The sequence below is a fragment of the Symbiopectobacterium purcellii genome (genome assembly GCF_052050035.1).
Classification (GTDB): Bacteria; Pseudomonadota; Gammaproteobacteria; order Enterobacterales; family Enterobacteriaceae; genus Symbiopectobacterium; species Symbiopectobacterium purcellii_A.
The window spans coordinates 1,981,918-1,996,298 of the sequence record NZ_CP189882.1 but is presented as its reverse complement, the minus strand read 5'-3'; the positions used below and the strand labels follow the sequence as shown (position 1 = coordinate 1,996,298).

The following is a 14,381-nucleotide window of genomic DNA, read 5'->3' as shown; positions in this document are numbered from 1 at the left end:
AGCGCATCCCGTTGCGACTGGTGCGGGTCTGCCTGGTCACAACGTAAGATGCTTTGGTGCACCTTTAGCACACGTGCTGTTTCCATCCGTTGATGAACTCCGCCGGGAACAGCACGTTTTTTAAGGCACTCAAATGAAGGAGAAGGCGTCGCTATAGAGGTGGTCAACCAATGCACCACGCTCGTTACAGAAGCGCTCGCGGGCAATTTTTGCCATTTCAAAGCGGCCGGCAATGTAGATATCGTGGCCTGATAATGTGCCGTAATCCTGCAATACCGCGCTGAGCACCGTACCCGTTCTGCCATTCCACTCTTGTTCCGGTTGCTCAACCACAGGTATAACCTGCAAATTCGTGTATTGGCTTGCCAGAGCCTGTAGCTCGGTCAAATCATACAGGTGCTTGATCTCCCGCCCACCCCAGTAGATTGCCACCTCGCGCTCAGGTTGATGCACTAGCGCCGTCAGCAAGATAGAACGCGCATAAGAGAACCCCGTGCCGCCGGCAATCAGGATCAGCGGACGATCGCTTTCTTCGCGCAGCCAGGCCTCACCGTGGGGGATATCCACCGTCAGAGCGCGCTCTTTCAGAATACGATCCATCACCGCCATCGCATACAAGTTCAGCTCTGAGGCCCCTACGTGCAGTTCGATAAACTGCTGTTCCATCGGCGTTGAGGCCATCGAGAACGGGCGCTTATCACGCTCATCCATTACCACCATCAAATACTGACCGGCACGGAAAGAGAAAGGTGCTTCCGGCAACAAACGTACCCGATAAACCGTATCCGTTATCGCCTCTACGGATGTCACTTTACAGCTCAATGTTGTCATGCATTCCCTCTAAGGGTGATAAAAGCAAAACGAATAACAGCGGTACACCCTACATCAAGCACGCGGTGGGCTGTCGTTAAAAATGGCAAGCTCATCCCATATGGCATCGATACGGGCACACACCGCGGGATCTTTCTTGATGGGATGCCCCCACTCGCGCTGTGTTTCACCGTGCCACTTATTGGTGGCATCAAGTCCCATTTTGGAGCCCAGCCCCGACACCGGCGATGCGAAATCCAGATAGTCAATTGGGGTATTTTCCATCAATACCGTATCTCGTGCCGGATCCATACGGGTGGTAATCGCCCAGATAACATCTTTCCAGTCACGCGCATTGATATCGTCATCGCAGACAATCACAAACTTGGTATACATAAACTGGCGCAGGAAAGACCATACGCCCATCATCACCCGTTTGGCATGACCCGCGTACTGTTTTTTCATGGTGACTACCGCCAGACGATAGGAACACCCTTCCGGCGGCAGGTAAAAATCGACAATTTCGGGGAATTGCTTTTGCAAAATCGGCACGAACACTTCATTTAGCGCCACCCCTAATACGGCAGGTTCATCGGGTGGGCGTCCGGTGTAGGTGGAGTGGTAAATGGCGTCCTGACGCTGCGTCACATGCGTAACGGTAAACACCGGGAAATTATCGACCTCATTGTAATAACCGGTGTGATCGCCATACGGGCCTTCCGCCGCCATTTCTCCCGGTTCAATGTACCCTTCCAGCACAATTTCCGCGCTGGCGGGCACTTCCAGATCATTGGAGAGGCATTTCACCACTTCGGTTTTATAACCGCGCAGCAGCCCGGCAAAGGCGTATTCGGAAAGCGTATCTGGCACCGGCGTTACCGCACCAAGGATAGTCGCCGGATCGGCACCGAGCGCCACAGACACCGGGAAGCGTTGACCGCGATTTTCCTGACACCACTCCTGAAAATCCAACGCGCCGCCACGATGAGATAACCACCGCATGATCAGTTTGTTTTTACCGAGCACCTGCTGGCGATAAATACCGATATTCTGACGTGCCTTGTGCGGCCCGCGCGTCACCGTTAAGCCCCAGGTGATCAAGGGCGCAGCATCTTCCGGCCAGCACTGCATCACAGGAATACGGGTCAGATCGACGTCGTCCCCTGACCAGACCTGCTCCTGACAAGGCGCCGATGAGAGCCGTTTGGTTGGCATATTGAGCACCTGACGGAATTTGGGCATGTTTTCCATCAAGTCTCGGAATCCTTTGGGCGACTCAGGCTCTTTCAAAAAGGCCAGTAGCTTGCCCACATCACGCAACGCCGTCACGCTATCCTGCCCCATGCCCATCGCCACCCGCTCCGGGGTGCCGAACAGGTTGCACAACACAGGCATGGTATAACCGGTGGGATTTTCAAACAGCAACGCCGGACCGCCCGCACGCAGCGTTCTGTCGGCAATCTCCGTCATTTCCAAATGGGTGCTGACAGGGTGGCGAATGCGTTTCAGTTCTTCCTTCTGTTCAAGAAGCGCGAGAAATTCACGTAAATCACGATATTTCATGCTGATTGTCAATGCAGTCTGTGAAAACGACATTATAAGGTTTCTTGCCAATTCTGTCGCTTCTTCATGCTGCTATTTATCCGCACAGGGTTTTGTTATGCTTCCCGGCAATGCTCATCGACTGACAGACCCTCGACACAAAACATTATGGAAGCCTGGTATTTATTGTATTGCAAACGTGGGCAGCTGCTGCGCGCCAAGGAACACCTTGAACGCCAGGCCGTTAACTGCCTGAGCCCGATGATTCAAATGGAAAAGATCGTGCGGGGAAAACGCGCGGAAGTCAGCGAGCCTCTGTTTCCCAACTACCTGTTTATTGAGTTCGATCCCGAACGCATCCATACCACCACGATTGCCGCAACACGGGGCGTCAGCCATTTTATCCGTTTCGGCGCGCTGCCTGCCATCATCCCCGTGAACGTCATTACCGAACTGGCGCAACACCAGGTGCAGATGATTCACGATCCACAAACCCCGTATCCCGGCGACACCGTGCTGATCACCGAAGGGGTGTTTACCGGACTACAGGCGATTTACAGTGAACCTGATGGTGAAGCCCGCTCCATGCTGCTGCTCAATTTTCTCAACAAGCAGGTGCCACAAAGCCTCGATAATCGTCAGTTCAAAAAGCTATAGTCAGCCGTACCTGATAAAAGAAACGCCGCCGGTGAGAACACTCACAGGCGGCGAACGGACAGGGTTGAGCGGATAGGACGATTAGCGGGAAAGCTGTTCGTCACGCAGCCATTGTGCTACCTGCTTGGCAAAATAGGTCAGCACGCCGTCTGCCCCTGCGCGCTTGAAGCACAGCAGTGATTCCATCACCAGCGGCTGCTCCTGAAGCCAGCCATTGCGAATGGCCGCCATGTGCATGGCATACTCGCCGGAGACCTGATAGGCAAAGGTCGGCACGCCAAACGTTTCTTTAACACGATGCAGCACATCCAAATAAGGCATACCGGGTTTCACCATCACCATGTCAGCGCCTTCCTGCAAATCCTGAGCGACTTCCTGCAAGGCTTCATCCCCGTTGGCCGGGTCCATCTGATAGGTTTTTTTGTTACCGCCTTTCAGATTGCTTGCCGAGCCGACCGCGTCGCGGAAAGGCCCATAGTAGCAAGAGGCATATTTTGCCGAGTACGCCATGATCTGGGTGTTCACCAAATTCTGGGTTTCCAGTTCGGTGCGAATGGCACCAATGCGCCCATCCATCATGTCACTTGGTGCAATGATTTCCGCGCCCGCTTGCGCATGACACAGTGCCTGACGCACCAGAACGGATTTGGTGATGTCATTTATCACATAGCCATCTTGGTCAATAATGCCGTCTTGCCCATGAGTGGTATAAGGATCCAGGGCAACGTCTGTCAGCAGCCCCAACTCCGGCACCGCATCTTTGAGCGTGCGGATCACACGCGGCACCAGCCCCTCGGGGTTGTAGGCCTCTTCGGCATTCAGCGACTTCTTATCCGTATCGATCACCGGAAACAGTGAGAACACCGGGATACCCAGCTTGGCCAGTTCTTCCGCCTCTTTCACCAGCAGATCCAGCGTCATGCGGTATACACCCGGCATCGAAGGCACTTCCTGACGCTGATTTTTGCCTTCCACCACAAACACGGGATAAATCAGGTCATTGACCGTCAACTGGTTTTCAGCAACGAGGCGACGGCTGAAATCATGACGGCGTAAACGGCGAAGGCGACGGCCGGGAAAAGCGCCGGGAAATACATTGCTCATAATTATTCTCCAGAATCATGGCAGCCGGAAAATCCGGCGTGCGTTTTCATCCACTTTTTGCCCCAACATGCTGGCGTCTTCATCGAGCCAGACAGCAACCTGCTGAACGATATGCGGCAAAAAGCAGGGTTCATTACGCCGGGATGCAGGTTTTGGTGATAAATCCCGGGGTAACAAATAGGGCGCGTCTGTTTCCAATAACAGACGGTCGATGGGAATCTGTTTTATAGCCAAACGACATTATTTTGATAACAGCCAGCTATGATTCTTTGCCGCATATCAGGGCATAGGATGTAATCATTTTTAAGTCGGTTGGCTATAGCAGATGGCGAAGTGCAATTCCGCGTCGCTCATCGCACACCCAGCCGGTGATGCCTATCGAAAGACCAAGACGTAAGCACTCATCCAGTTCTTATTCGCTCCCCGTGAAACAGTGCAGCACCGCTCCCGGTAACTTATCCAACCAAGGGAAAAGTAGCGCGATAAAACGCTCATGGGCATCACGGCAATGCAAGAAGACGGGTAACGCCAGCTCTGCGGCCAACGCTAACTGCGCGGAAAAGGCGTGTTCCTGCTCATCAGGCGTTGAATAATTGCGATTAAAGTCCAATCCACACTCGCCCAGTGCCACAACGGCAGGCTGTTGCGCCAACTGAGAAATCCGCTCCGCCACCGCCGTAGACCAACTGCTGGCATCATGGGGGTGCACGCCCGCCGTCGACCAGCAATAGTCTGGATATTCCTGTGCCAGCGCCAGCGCCTGCTCACTTTCATGCACGTTGGTGCCGGTTATGATCATTCCGCTCACTGCAAGCGCCTGAGCACGCTCAATCACCAGAGCACGATCGTGAGAAAATTGGCTATTGGTCAGATTGACGCCGATATCAAACATGGACATTCCTGAAGGGTAATAACATTCCCGCTGCGACGCGCGTGTCTTGAGGGGAAGCAAATGCAGGCTGGAGGAAATCCCCGCCTAAGCGGGGATAATAACAGGATTCAGGACGATGGACCTTCCTTGCTTTCTTCTGCTTCGCGCTCTTGTTCCTCATACTGACGGCGCCCCTTCCCCACGTAAAAACGTGAGCAGAACAGGCCAACTTCAAACAACAGATACATCGGAATCGCTAGCAGCGTCTGTGAAAACACGTCCGGCGGCGTCAACAACATACCGACAACGAACGCGCCGACCAGCACATAAGGCCGCTTTTTCTTCAAATCTTCCGTGTTGGTCACACCGCTCCAGCACAGCAGCACAATAGCAATAGGTACCTGGAAAGAGACACCAAAGGCCATAAACAGCGCCATCACGAAATCGAGGTAGTTATTGATGTCGGTGGCGATTTGCACACCCTGCGGTGCTGTCTTGGCAAAAAAACCAAACGCCAGTGGGAACACCACAAAGTAGGCAAATGCCATACCCGCATAGAACAGCAGGCTGCTGGAAAACAGCAATGGCATCATCAGGCGACGTTCATGCTTGTACAGCGCCGGAGCGATAAACGCCCAGACTTGATACAACACCAACGGTGCAGCGACAAACACCGACACGATCATCGTGAGTTTAATCGGCGTAAAGAACGGGGAGGCCACATCAGTGGCAATCATACTGGCCCCGGCAGGCAGTTGCTCAATAAGCGGTGCCGAGACAATCTGATAGATGTCGTTAGCAAAAAAAACCAGCACGATAAATACGCCCAGCACACAAATAATGCTGTTTAATAGGCGCTTGCGAAGCTCAATCAGGTGACTGATTAACGGTTGTGTATCTTCAACGGCCATAGACTAGCGTTCATCAGCAGAGGGTTGGTAAGGCGCGACAGCCGGGGCAGGCGCTGCGCGCTTATTAGGTACATCATCGGTCGGAGCCACGACAGCGACGGTTGGTGTATTTTCAGGCACCACCGTTGCAGAAGGCGCTTCTGGTAAGCTATTCACTGCCGCAGGCGGTGCCAGATCGACAAAGGATGAGGATGGCGCAGCGGCAGGTTGGTCGACAGAGGGTAACGCTGCTGGCGAAGAGGCCTGCTCAGCGCTGATAACCCCATCATGAGCTGCCTCAGCATCCGCCAGCGGTTTATGTGGCACCTCACCCAACTGCGCCGTAGCGCTGTCACCGGGTTTCACATAACCGCGTCGCATCTCATCCGCCGCGTCTTTGAGTTCGTCCATAGAGGCTTTCAGCTCTGGAGAAAGGTTTTTCAGGCTAGCCTGCTCCACCTTCTTCAAACTGTCCTGCAACTCTTGCAACTTCAACTCTTGGGTCAGCTCATTTTGCACCGTAGACGCCAGCGAGCGCAGCGTTCTGACCCAGCCAGCAATCGTTTTAACCGCAACGGGCAGGCGTTCAGGCCCGAGTACCACCAGGCCGATCACCATTACGAGCATCAGCTCACCAAATCCGATATCAAACACCGATTATACCTGCTCTTTGTGCTGGCTCTTCGTTTCTTCTGATTTTACGTCAGCCTGTTGTTCCGTGATGGACTTCGTCGTGAAATCGGCATCCTGCTGTGTTTTTTCATTCTGGTTTGCAGATGCGCTGTCAGCGGACGAAGGTTGGTCATCGCTGATGGCTTTTTTGAAGCCTTTGATCGATGAGCCCAAATCGGAGCCTAGCGTTCTCAGCTTGTTAGTACCAAACAGCAGCACCACGATCACCGCAATGATCAACAAGTTCCAAATACTAATACCACCCATACTAATTACCTCTTTTCTACAAAGGGGAGTTATCCATCATCTTTCACACCGCACACGGTCGCGTGTGCATTGTTGCCCGAAAACGAGCCACCGCGCGTTATTCTTGCCTAGAGAATGCATGCCCAGAGGATGCGCTCGGTTTGCGTTTCCTGCAACGCCTTTTTCCTGCGGCGGAAAGGCATATAATGTCAAAGCCGTGACTATTATATACGGCTATTAATAGCGCCTGTCATGATCTGCTTCAGCGTGTACGACGCCAACCAATGACCCAGCTCACAACACCAGCGGCCATTAACCCCGCCGGAATCACTTCCGGAAGGTCCTGGCGCCCCACCAACATGAGTAACCCAGCCAGCAGCAACGTCGCGCCAACGCCAAATAAATAACGCGACTGGCTTTGACGTACACGCTGCATACGCAGTTCATCTGTCAGTTGCGTCACGCTATGGCGTAACAGCCGATGCTGTCGCAAACCATCGTAAATCAACTCGGGAATTTCAGGCAATTTTTCCGCCCAGAACGGGGCCTTTTCTTTAAATCCGCGAATCAGGGCAGCAACCCCCATCTGATCTTTCAGCCACGACTCCAGAAAGGGCTTGGCCGTTTTCCATAAATCCAACTGCGGGTACAGTTGGCGGCCGACACCTTCAACATAGAGCAGCGTCTTTTGCAGCAAGACCAGCTGTGGCTGCACTTCCATGTTGAAACGGCGCGCGGTATTGAACAAGTTTAATAACACATGCCCAAAGGAAATCTCTGCCAGTGGCTTTTCAAAAATGGGTTCGCACACGGTACGAATCGCAAACTCAAACTCTTCAACATTGGTATCGGCAGGCACCCAGCCGGAATCCACATGCAGCTCAGCCACGCGGCGATAATCGCGATTGAAAAAGGCAATGAAGTTTTCGGCCAAATAGCGCTTATCTTCCTTATTCAGCGATCCAACGATGCCGCAATCGATACCAATGTACTGCGGATCTTCCGGGTGTTCTTCGCTGATAAAGATATTGCCCGGATGCATATCGGCATGGAAGAAGCTGTCGCGGAACACCTGAGTAAAGAACACCTGCACGCCGCGCTCTGCCAGTAGTGGCATATTGGTGCCGTTGGCTTTCAACGCCTCAACGTCTGAGACCGGAATGCCGTAGATACGCTCCATGACCAACATGTTTTCACTGCAATAATCCGAGTAAATTTCAGGAATATACAGCATCGGGCTGCCATCAAAGTTACGGCGCAATTGAATGGCATTCGCGGCTTCACGCAGCAGGTTTAATTCATCAAGCAGGGTTTTCTCGTACTCGCGCACCACTTCACGTGGACGCAGACGCCGTCCATCCGGCAACAGCATCGGCAGCCAGCCCGCCAAACGGTTCATCAGCCGCATATCCGCCCTGATGACGGGGAGGATATCAGGACGAATGACCTTGATAACCACTTCCTGGCCGTTTGCTTTGAGCCGCGCGGTATGCACCTGTGCGATAGACGCAGAGGCCAGTGGCACTATCTCAAAATCATCAAACCAGTTTTCGAGAGGAATATTCCCCATCGAGAGTTCGATCTGTTCACGGGCCAGTTTGCCGTCAAAAGGATCGACGCGATCCTGAAGGATAGCGAGTTGATCGGCAATCTCCGGTGGAAAAAGATCGCGCCGGGTAGACATCATCTGACCGAACTTGATCCACACCGGGCCCAGTTCCTGCAACGCCAAACGCAAACGTTCGCCAAGCGGTTTGTCCTTATGGCGGTTTGGCATCCAGAATAGGAATTTGCGCCAGATACGCAGCGGTAAGGTGATGCGCAAATGCGGGATCAGCTCATCGAGCCCGTAGCTCAACATGACGCGAATAATGTGGTAAAGGCGCAGCAATTCACTTGGCGTCATGCGGCAGACTCCAGCTTCGCCAGGCGTGCCGCCAGCGTATCAACGTCATCGCTCAACGCGGCCACTTCATCATACCACCAGGCGGCTTCTAAGCGCCCCGGCGCAAGCCGCCACTCTTCCGTTACGGTTTCCGTTAAATAGCGCCGCTGGCGATCGAACAAACGGGTGGCACCGCGAAATGCACCTTGTACCGTCTGGCCAATGCCTTGCGCGACAACGTCGCCCGTGTAAGGCGCAAGCCATTCTGCGGGATCGCATTCCGCCAAATCCAACAGATTGACAAAGTGTTGGACAACTTGCATATCCCCTTCAATCACCAGTTCACCGCGACGCATCAGCGATGAAAGCTGCTGGCGATCGCGCAACGTGAGCAGTGCGGGTATCTGGGTTTCTAACTGACAATCCGCCGTATCAGCCCACTGGCTTACCACATCAACACGGTGCTCACCAAAGACCAATACCAGCGGCACCGGCAGTTCCGCTAACACAATTTTGAGCGTTTTACCCTGTAGTCTCTGGCGCGCCGCTTTCAAGCTACGTTCGCGAAAAAGCAGGCTATTTAACGCCGTTTCCAGCGCGGCAGTCAGCACAGACGTTATCAGCATTAGCGTTTCCCACTATAAAACAACTTAAAATTTGAACCCACGATGTAACGCGACAATGCCTCCCGTGAGGTTGAAGTAGTTTACACTGTCAAAGCCCGCATCCACCATCATGCCCTTCAGCGTTTCCTGGTCCGGATGCATGCGTATCGATTCCGCCAAATAACGGTAGCTGCCCGGATCTTTAGTCACCATATCGCCAATGCGCGGCAAGACATGGAATGAGTAGAAATCGTAGACTTTGCTGAGCGGTTTCAACATCGGTTTGGAAAACTCCAGCACCAACAAGCGTCCACCAGGCTTCAAAACGCGGAACATGGAGCGTAGCGCTTTGTCTTTATCCGTCACATTGCGTAGACCGAAAGAAATGGTGATACAGTCAAAATAGTTATCTGGGAAGGGCAGCGCTTCCGCATTGGCCTGCACATAGCTGACGTTATCAATAATCCCCAGATTGCGGAGCTTTTCGCGTCCCACTTTCAGCATGGAAGCATTGATATCAGCCAGCACCACTTCTCCAGATTCGCCGACCAGGCGGGAGAATTTAGCGGTTAAATCCCCCGTCCCGCCCGCCAGATCCAGCACGCGCTGGTCGCGCCGGACACCGCTGCATTCAATGGTAAACCGTTTCCAGGCACGATGAATCCCGAAGGACATCAAATCGTTCATCAGGTCATATTTTCCCGCTACCGAGTGGAATACGCCTGCTACCATGGCATCTTTATCGTTTTTATCGACAGTGCGAAAACCAAAATGCGTGGTTTTCTCCGGATCGTTCGTCATGTTCTTCGCCCTACTTTTCCAAATCAGAATTGTGGTCAATTCCCTTTGCGCACTATCGGCTCAACTCACCGCTCACATTGCGCTGTCGAGCATTATGCGCAACACGAGCTTGGCGGTCTGTACGCGTTTCGCATCAACAATCTAAGAGGAACATCGAATTTTGAAACTACCCCTTAATGGGGAGAGTGTAACAGACCGGGCTTAAAAACCCACCGCTCTGATTCACTGAATAAAGTTGTAAAACGCGAACATACGTGATGCATCACCGACTATCTGACATTTCTGTATCCGTGCCTTGCACGTGTTCCCCCATCGGCGGGGTATCTGTTTGAATCGTTTCAGACAGCGTTTCCAGACCGTCAGCCTCAGCAGAAAGCACCGCTTGCTCTGCCACGTTGGGGTTTACGGTACGCTTAACCTCAACGCCAAGGGAACGGAAACCTTCTACTTGGGCTATCAGATTACCGCGCCCGGAAGCCAGTTTGTTCATGGCCTGCCGATAGCTGGCCTGTGATTTATCCAGGCTTTGCCCCAACGCCGCCATGTCTTCCACAAAGAGACGCAGTTTGTCGTACAGGCGAGAGGCACGATCGGCGATCTGCTGCGCATTGCGGCTTTGCTGTTCATAACGCCACAGATTGGTGATGGTACGTAACGCGACAAGCAGCGTGGTAGGGCTTACCAACATGATGTTGTGTTGCAGGGCTTCACTGATCAATTCAGGATGACGGTCGATAGCAACCAGAAAGGCAGGCTCGACGGGGATAAACATCAACACATAGTCCAACGAGCGCAGCCCCGGCAACTGCTGATAGTCCTTATGACTCAGCAGACGGATATGCCCGCGCACGGAGGCGATATGCTCGTTGAGTGCGCTGGCACGTTCCCCGTCGTCTTCACTGTTGAAGTAGCGCTCATAGGCCACAAGCGACATCTTGGCATCAATCACCACATCTTTGCCCTGCGGGAGGCGCACGATCACATCGGGCTGCATGCGCCCGTTTGCGCCCGTCTGGATACTGACCTGCGTTTGGTATTCATGACCTTCACGCAACCCCGAGGCCTCAAGCACGCGACCCAGCACCACTTCTCCCCAGTTACCCTGGGTTTTATTATCGCCTTTCAGAGCCTTAGTCAGGTTGAGCGCTTCTCGCGCCATTTGCACGTTAAGTTGCTGCAACTGACGAATTTCATGCGCCAGCGTGTGGCGCTCACGCGCTTCACTGCCGAACCCCTCCTGAACCTGACGACGAAAGCCGTCCAACTGTTCCCGCAGTGGCGTCAGCAGTTTATCGAGGCTCTGTTGATTTTGCTCATCCACCCGGCGGCCGCTGTGCTCAAAAATCCGGTTAGCCAGATTTTCAAACTGCGTCGTCAGGCGTTGCTCGCTGTTGATTAACAGACGCTGTTTTTCCTCAGCGGCAAGGCGCGTCTCTTCCAGACGGATGGTCACTTCACGCAGTTCAGCTTCCTGCGCACCGTTGGCTTCGCGCAGCGCACGCAGTTCCTGGTTGAGTTGGTTGCACTCCTCTTGCAGCCGGGCCATGACCAGCAGTTTTTCCTGATGAGCGGTGAGTTTACCGTGCATCAGACGCAGCTCCATATCATCCTGACGTCGACGTTGCTCGTCCTTATCACGCCCGAGTTGAAGCTCGCGTAACGCGCTTTGCGCCTGCTGTAACGCTTGTTCTTGTATACGTTGTTCCGTTTCTTGCCGGGCGCGACGCTGCTGATAACGCAGGCTGGCAACGAGCCATCCCGCCAGCACCCCCACCGCCCCGCCGCTTACGCCGTAAAAGAGGGTGATATCCACGTCGTATTCCTTTCGTTATCGCCACTGTCCGTCAAGGTAAAGTGATACTGTATGTATGTCCAGAAAGAATAGCGCAGGCCAACGTAAAGCGACATCGTTGTCGGCAGTGAAATGGTTAAAATACGAGGCGTCTTGCGTTATGGCTTTCGGTGATTGGCTGAATAAAAAAGGGCCGGCAATCCGGCCCTGATACAGGTGATAGAACGCTATCGCTATTACAGACGCCCTTTGGCATAGGTAATCGCCTGCGCCACCTGCTGTGGTGACACACCGCCTTTGGCCGCGCGTTTTTCCAGACAGGATTGCAGCGACAGGATGGGGTAAACATCATCACCAATGGTGGCGCTGAATTTCTGCAAATCTGCCAGCTGCAGTGCTTCCAGCGGCTTACCCTGCCGAATGGCTTCCACCACGGCTTCACCGACAATGTGGTGCGCTTCGCGGAACGGAACGCCTTTTGCCACCAGATAGTCTGCCAGTTCAGTCGCATTCGCGTAGCCCTGCTGCGCCGCCTCCTGGCAGCGTGGACGGCGAACCTGAATGCCTTCCAACACCAGTGCCGCCATCATCAGACAGTCATGCCAGGTATCGAGCGCGTCGAACAACCCTTCTTTGTCTTCCTGCATATCCTTGTTGTACGCCAGCGGCAAGCCTTTGAGCGTCATCATCATACCGGTCAGCGCGCCTTGCACCCGACCCGATTTACCGCGAATCAGCTCCAGCGCATCCGGGTTTTTCTTCTGCGGCATCAGGGAGGAACCGGAAGTCACTCGATCGGACAGCTCAACGACCCCGGATTCACCGCTGTTGAAGAAAATCAGATCTTCAGCAAAGCGTGACAGGTGCACCATGCCAATCGAGGCATTAGAAAGCAGTTCCAGTACGTGGTCACGATCTGACACCGTATCCAGACTGTTACGCGTTGCAGACGCAAAACCTAACCAGCCCGCCAGCTGCTCACGATCGATAGGATAGGCAGTGCCAGCCAACGCGCCGCAGCCCAATGGGCTGACATCAAGGCGTTTTAACGTATCTTCCAGGCGGCTTTCATCGCGTGCCAACATTTCATGGTAGGCCAGACACCAATGGGCAAAGGTCACCGGTTGAGCGCGCTGCAAATGGGTGTAGCCCGGCATCACCGCATCCTGATTCACTTCTGCGGTAGCAACTAACGCGGCGCGCAGTTGGCGTACCGCCAGTTGCAGTTCGCTGATTTGCGCTTTGCACCAGAGTTTAAGGTCGGTGGCGACCTGATCGTTACGGCTGCGGCCGGTGTGGAGCTTTTTGCCCAAATCGCCCACTTTGTCGATCAGCTTCTGCTCTACCCAGCTATGAATATCTTCAGCATCGCTTTGCAGAATCTGTTCTGGGTCGGCTTGCACCTCGGCCAGCAGCGCATTCAGCGCCTGCTCTAGCTGCTGCTGTTCCTGTTCGCTGAGTACATTGACCGTCACCAGCGCTTTTGACCAGCCGATAGAGCCGACGATATCTTGCTCCGCCAGACGGTAATCAAACCGCAGCGAGTCATTAAATTGTTTGAACCGCTGATCTGCCGCATGACTGAAACGACCGCCCCACAACGCCATAACCGATACTCCCAAAATGTGCTTCAATGTCTTGTAACCATGCGGGCGGGCCCGCATGCTCGCTTCCGTTGCCTTTCGACTAACGGAAATGCCTTACAGATTAACAGATTTACGCCAGAATCCGCGTGCCAATCGGCGTGCCGTTAAACAGCGCGGGCAGTTGATCTGCATGACGCCAACTGGCGATATCTACCGGGCGCCCCAGCGCGCGAGCTGCATCCAGCGCCGCGTTGACTTTAACGATCATGCCGTCGGTAATAATCCCCTGCGTAATCAACTGCTCTGCTTTCTGCGCGGTCATTTCCGCAATACGTTGTCCCTTGCCATCAAGGATACCGCTCACGTCCGACAGCAGGATCAAATCGGCACCCAGCGTCTCTGCGAGCGCGGTTGCCGCCTGATCGGCGTTAACGTTCATCAAATCGCCTTGTTCGGTGATGCCGATGGAACTGACGATTGGCAAATACCCGGCGCTTAGCAGCGCATTGGGCAGGTCGGCGGAACCCGCCTGTGCTTTGCCGACGTAGCCCAGGGATTCATCCAACTGCGTTACCGTCGTCATGCCGCCATCCGCCAGACACAGGCCCACTGCGTTGATAGCGTGTTTCTTCGCCCAGGCCAACAGCGTTTTATTGGCCGAACCCGCCAACGCACCGGTGATAATGTCGATCTGGTTCGCCGGTGTAACGCGCAGCCCGTTTTTCTTCACCACGGGTAGCGCCAGTTTTTTCATCAGGTCATCCACCAGGCAGCCGCCGCCGTGCACAATGACCAGCGGGCGCTGGTATTGCTCACGATAGGCAACCAGCGCCGTAAACAGACGCTCCAGCGCTTCTTCGCTGTCCAATAACACACCGCCCAGTTTGATAATTAACGGATTCATCGCTTTCGTGCCTCAG

The 14,381-nt window shown here is 53.9% G+C and carries 13 protein-coding genes and 1 pseudogene; 1 reads left to right on the top strand and 13 read right to left on the bottom strand.

Annotation, left to right across the window (positions count from 1 at the left end; translation table 11 throughout):
• Positions 1-129: 129 nt before the first annotated feature.
• Together fre and ubiD are read right to left on the bottom strand one after the other, a co-directional pair.
• Complete coding sequence (fre, locus tag ACQGXV_RS14585) at positions 130-831, bottom strand: NAD(P)H-flavin reductase (protein WP_440866751.1); 702 nt, start codon at positions 829-831, stop codon at positions 130-132.
• A 54-nt stretch (positions 832-885) separates the two neighbouring features.
• Positions 886-2,373: a 4-hydroxy-3-polyprenylbenzoate decarboxylase gene (gene ubiD / locus ACQGXV_RS14580; protein WP_440867431.1), complete on the bottom strand. Its 1,488-nt coding sequence runs from the start codon at positions 2,371-2,373 to the stop codon at positions 886-888.
• A 147-nt stretch (positions 2,374-2,520) separates the two neighbouring features.
• Here ubiD and rfaH point away from each other — a divergent pair, with 147 nt between their 5' ends.
• The gene (gene rfaH, locus ACQGXV_RS14575; RefSeq protein WP_440866750.1) at positions 2,521-3,009 is read left to right on the top strand and encodes a transcription/translation regulatory transformer protein RfaH; all 489 of its coding nucleotides are present in this window, start codon (positions 2,521-2,523) and stop codon (positions 3,007-3,009) included.
• 81 nt (positions 3,010-3,090) lie between these two features.
• Here the strand turns inward: rfaH and hemB are convergent, their stop codons facing one another.
• The 11 genes and pseudogenes from hemB to argB all read right to left on the bottom strand — a co-directional run bounded on the left by hemB (position 3,091) and on the right by argB (position 14,365).
• A complete protein-coding gene (gene hemB / locus ACQGXV_RS14570) occupies positions 3,091-4,113 on the bottom strand; it encodes a porphobilinogen synthase (protein ID WP_440866749.1) in 1,023 nt (340 codons plus the stop codon).
• 15 nt (positions 4,114-4,128) lie between these two features.
• Positions 4,129-5,005, bottom strand: a pseudogene (locus ACQGXV_RS14565) (TatD family hydrolase).
• A 107-nt stretch (positions 5,006-5,112) separates the two neighbouring features.
• Positions 5,113-5,895, bottom strand: coding sequence for a Sec-independent protein translocase subunit TatC (tatC, locus tag ACQGXV_RS14560; RefSeq protein WP_440866748.1), 783 nt, complete (start codon positions 5,893-5,895; stop codon positions 5,113-5,115).
• Between the two features lie 3 nt (positions 5,896-5,898).
• Entirely contained in the window at positions 5,899-6,528 is a 630-nt protein-coding gene (gene tatB / locus ACQGXV_RS14555; RefSeq protein ID WP_440866747.1) for a Sec-independent protein translocase protein TatB, read from the bottom strand.
• A 3-nt stretch (positions 6,529-6,531) separates the two neighbouring features.
• Complete coding sequence (gene tatA / locus ACQGXV_RS14550; protein WP_440866746.1) at positions 6,532-6,813, bottom strand: Sec-independent protein translocase subunit TatA; 282 nt, start codon at positions 6,811-6,813, stop codon at positions 6,532-6,534.
• 241 nt (positions 6,814-7,054) lie between these two features.
• Positions 7,055-8,698: a ubiquinone biosynthesis regulatory protein kinase UbiB gene (gene ubiB, locus ACQGXV_RS14545; RefSeq protein ID WP_440866745.1), complete on the bottom strand. Its 1,644-nt coding sequence runs from the start codon at positions 8,696-8,698 to the stop codon at positions 7,055-7,057.
• Positions 8,695-9,303, bottom strand: coding sequence for a ubiquinone biosynthesis protein UbiJ (gene ubiJ / locus ACQGXV_RS14540; RefSeq protein WP_440866744.1), 609 nt, complete (start codon positions 9,301-9,303; stop codon positions 8,695-8,697). Before ubiJ ends, ubiB begins: the two co-directional genes overlap by 4 nt.
• Positions 9,304-9,327: 24 nt before the next feature.
• Positions 9,328-10,083, bottom strand: coding sequence for a bifunctional demethylmenaquinone methyltransferase/2-methoxy-6-polyprenyl-1,4-benzoquinol methylase UbiE (ubiE, locus tag ACQGXV_RS14535; RefSeq protein WP_440867430.1), 756 nt, complete (start codon positions 10,081-10,083; stop codon positions 9,328-9,330).
• Between the two features lie 262 nt (positions 10,084-10,345).
• Complete coding sequence (gene rmuC / locus ACQGXV_RS14530) at positions 10,346-11,896, bottom strand: DNA recombination protein RmuC (RefSeq protein ID WP_440866743.1); 1,551 nt, start codon at positions 11,894-11,896, stop codon at positions 10,346-10,348.
• 215 nt (positions 11,897-12,111) lie between these two features.
• Positions 12,112-13,482, bottom strand: coding sequence for an argininosuccinate lyase (gene argH, locus ACQGXV_RS14525; RefSeq protein ID WP_440866742.1), 1,371 nt, complete (start codon positions 13,480-13,482; stop codon positions 12,112-12,114).
• Positions 13,483-13,591: 109 nt separating this feature from the next.
• Positions 13,592-14,365, bottom strand: a complete 774-nt coding sequence (argB, locus tag ACQGXV_RS14520; protein WP_440866741.1) for an acetylglutamate kinase — start codon at positions 14,363-14,365, stop codon at positions 13,592-13,594.
• Positions 14,366-14,381: the final 16 nt, after the last annotated feature.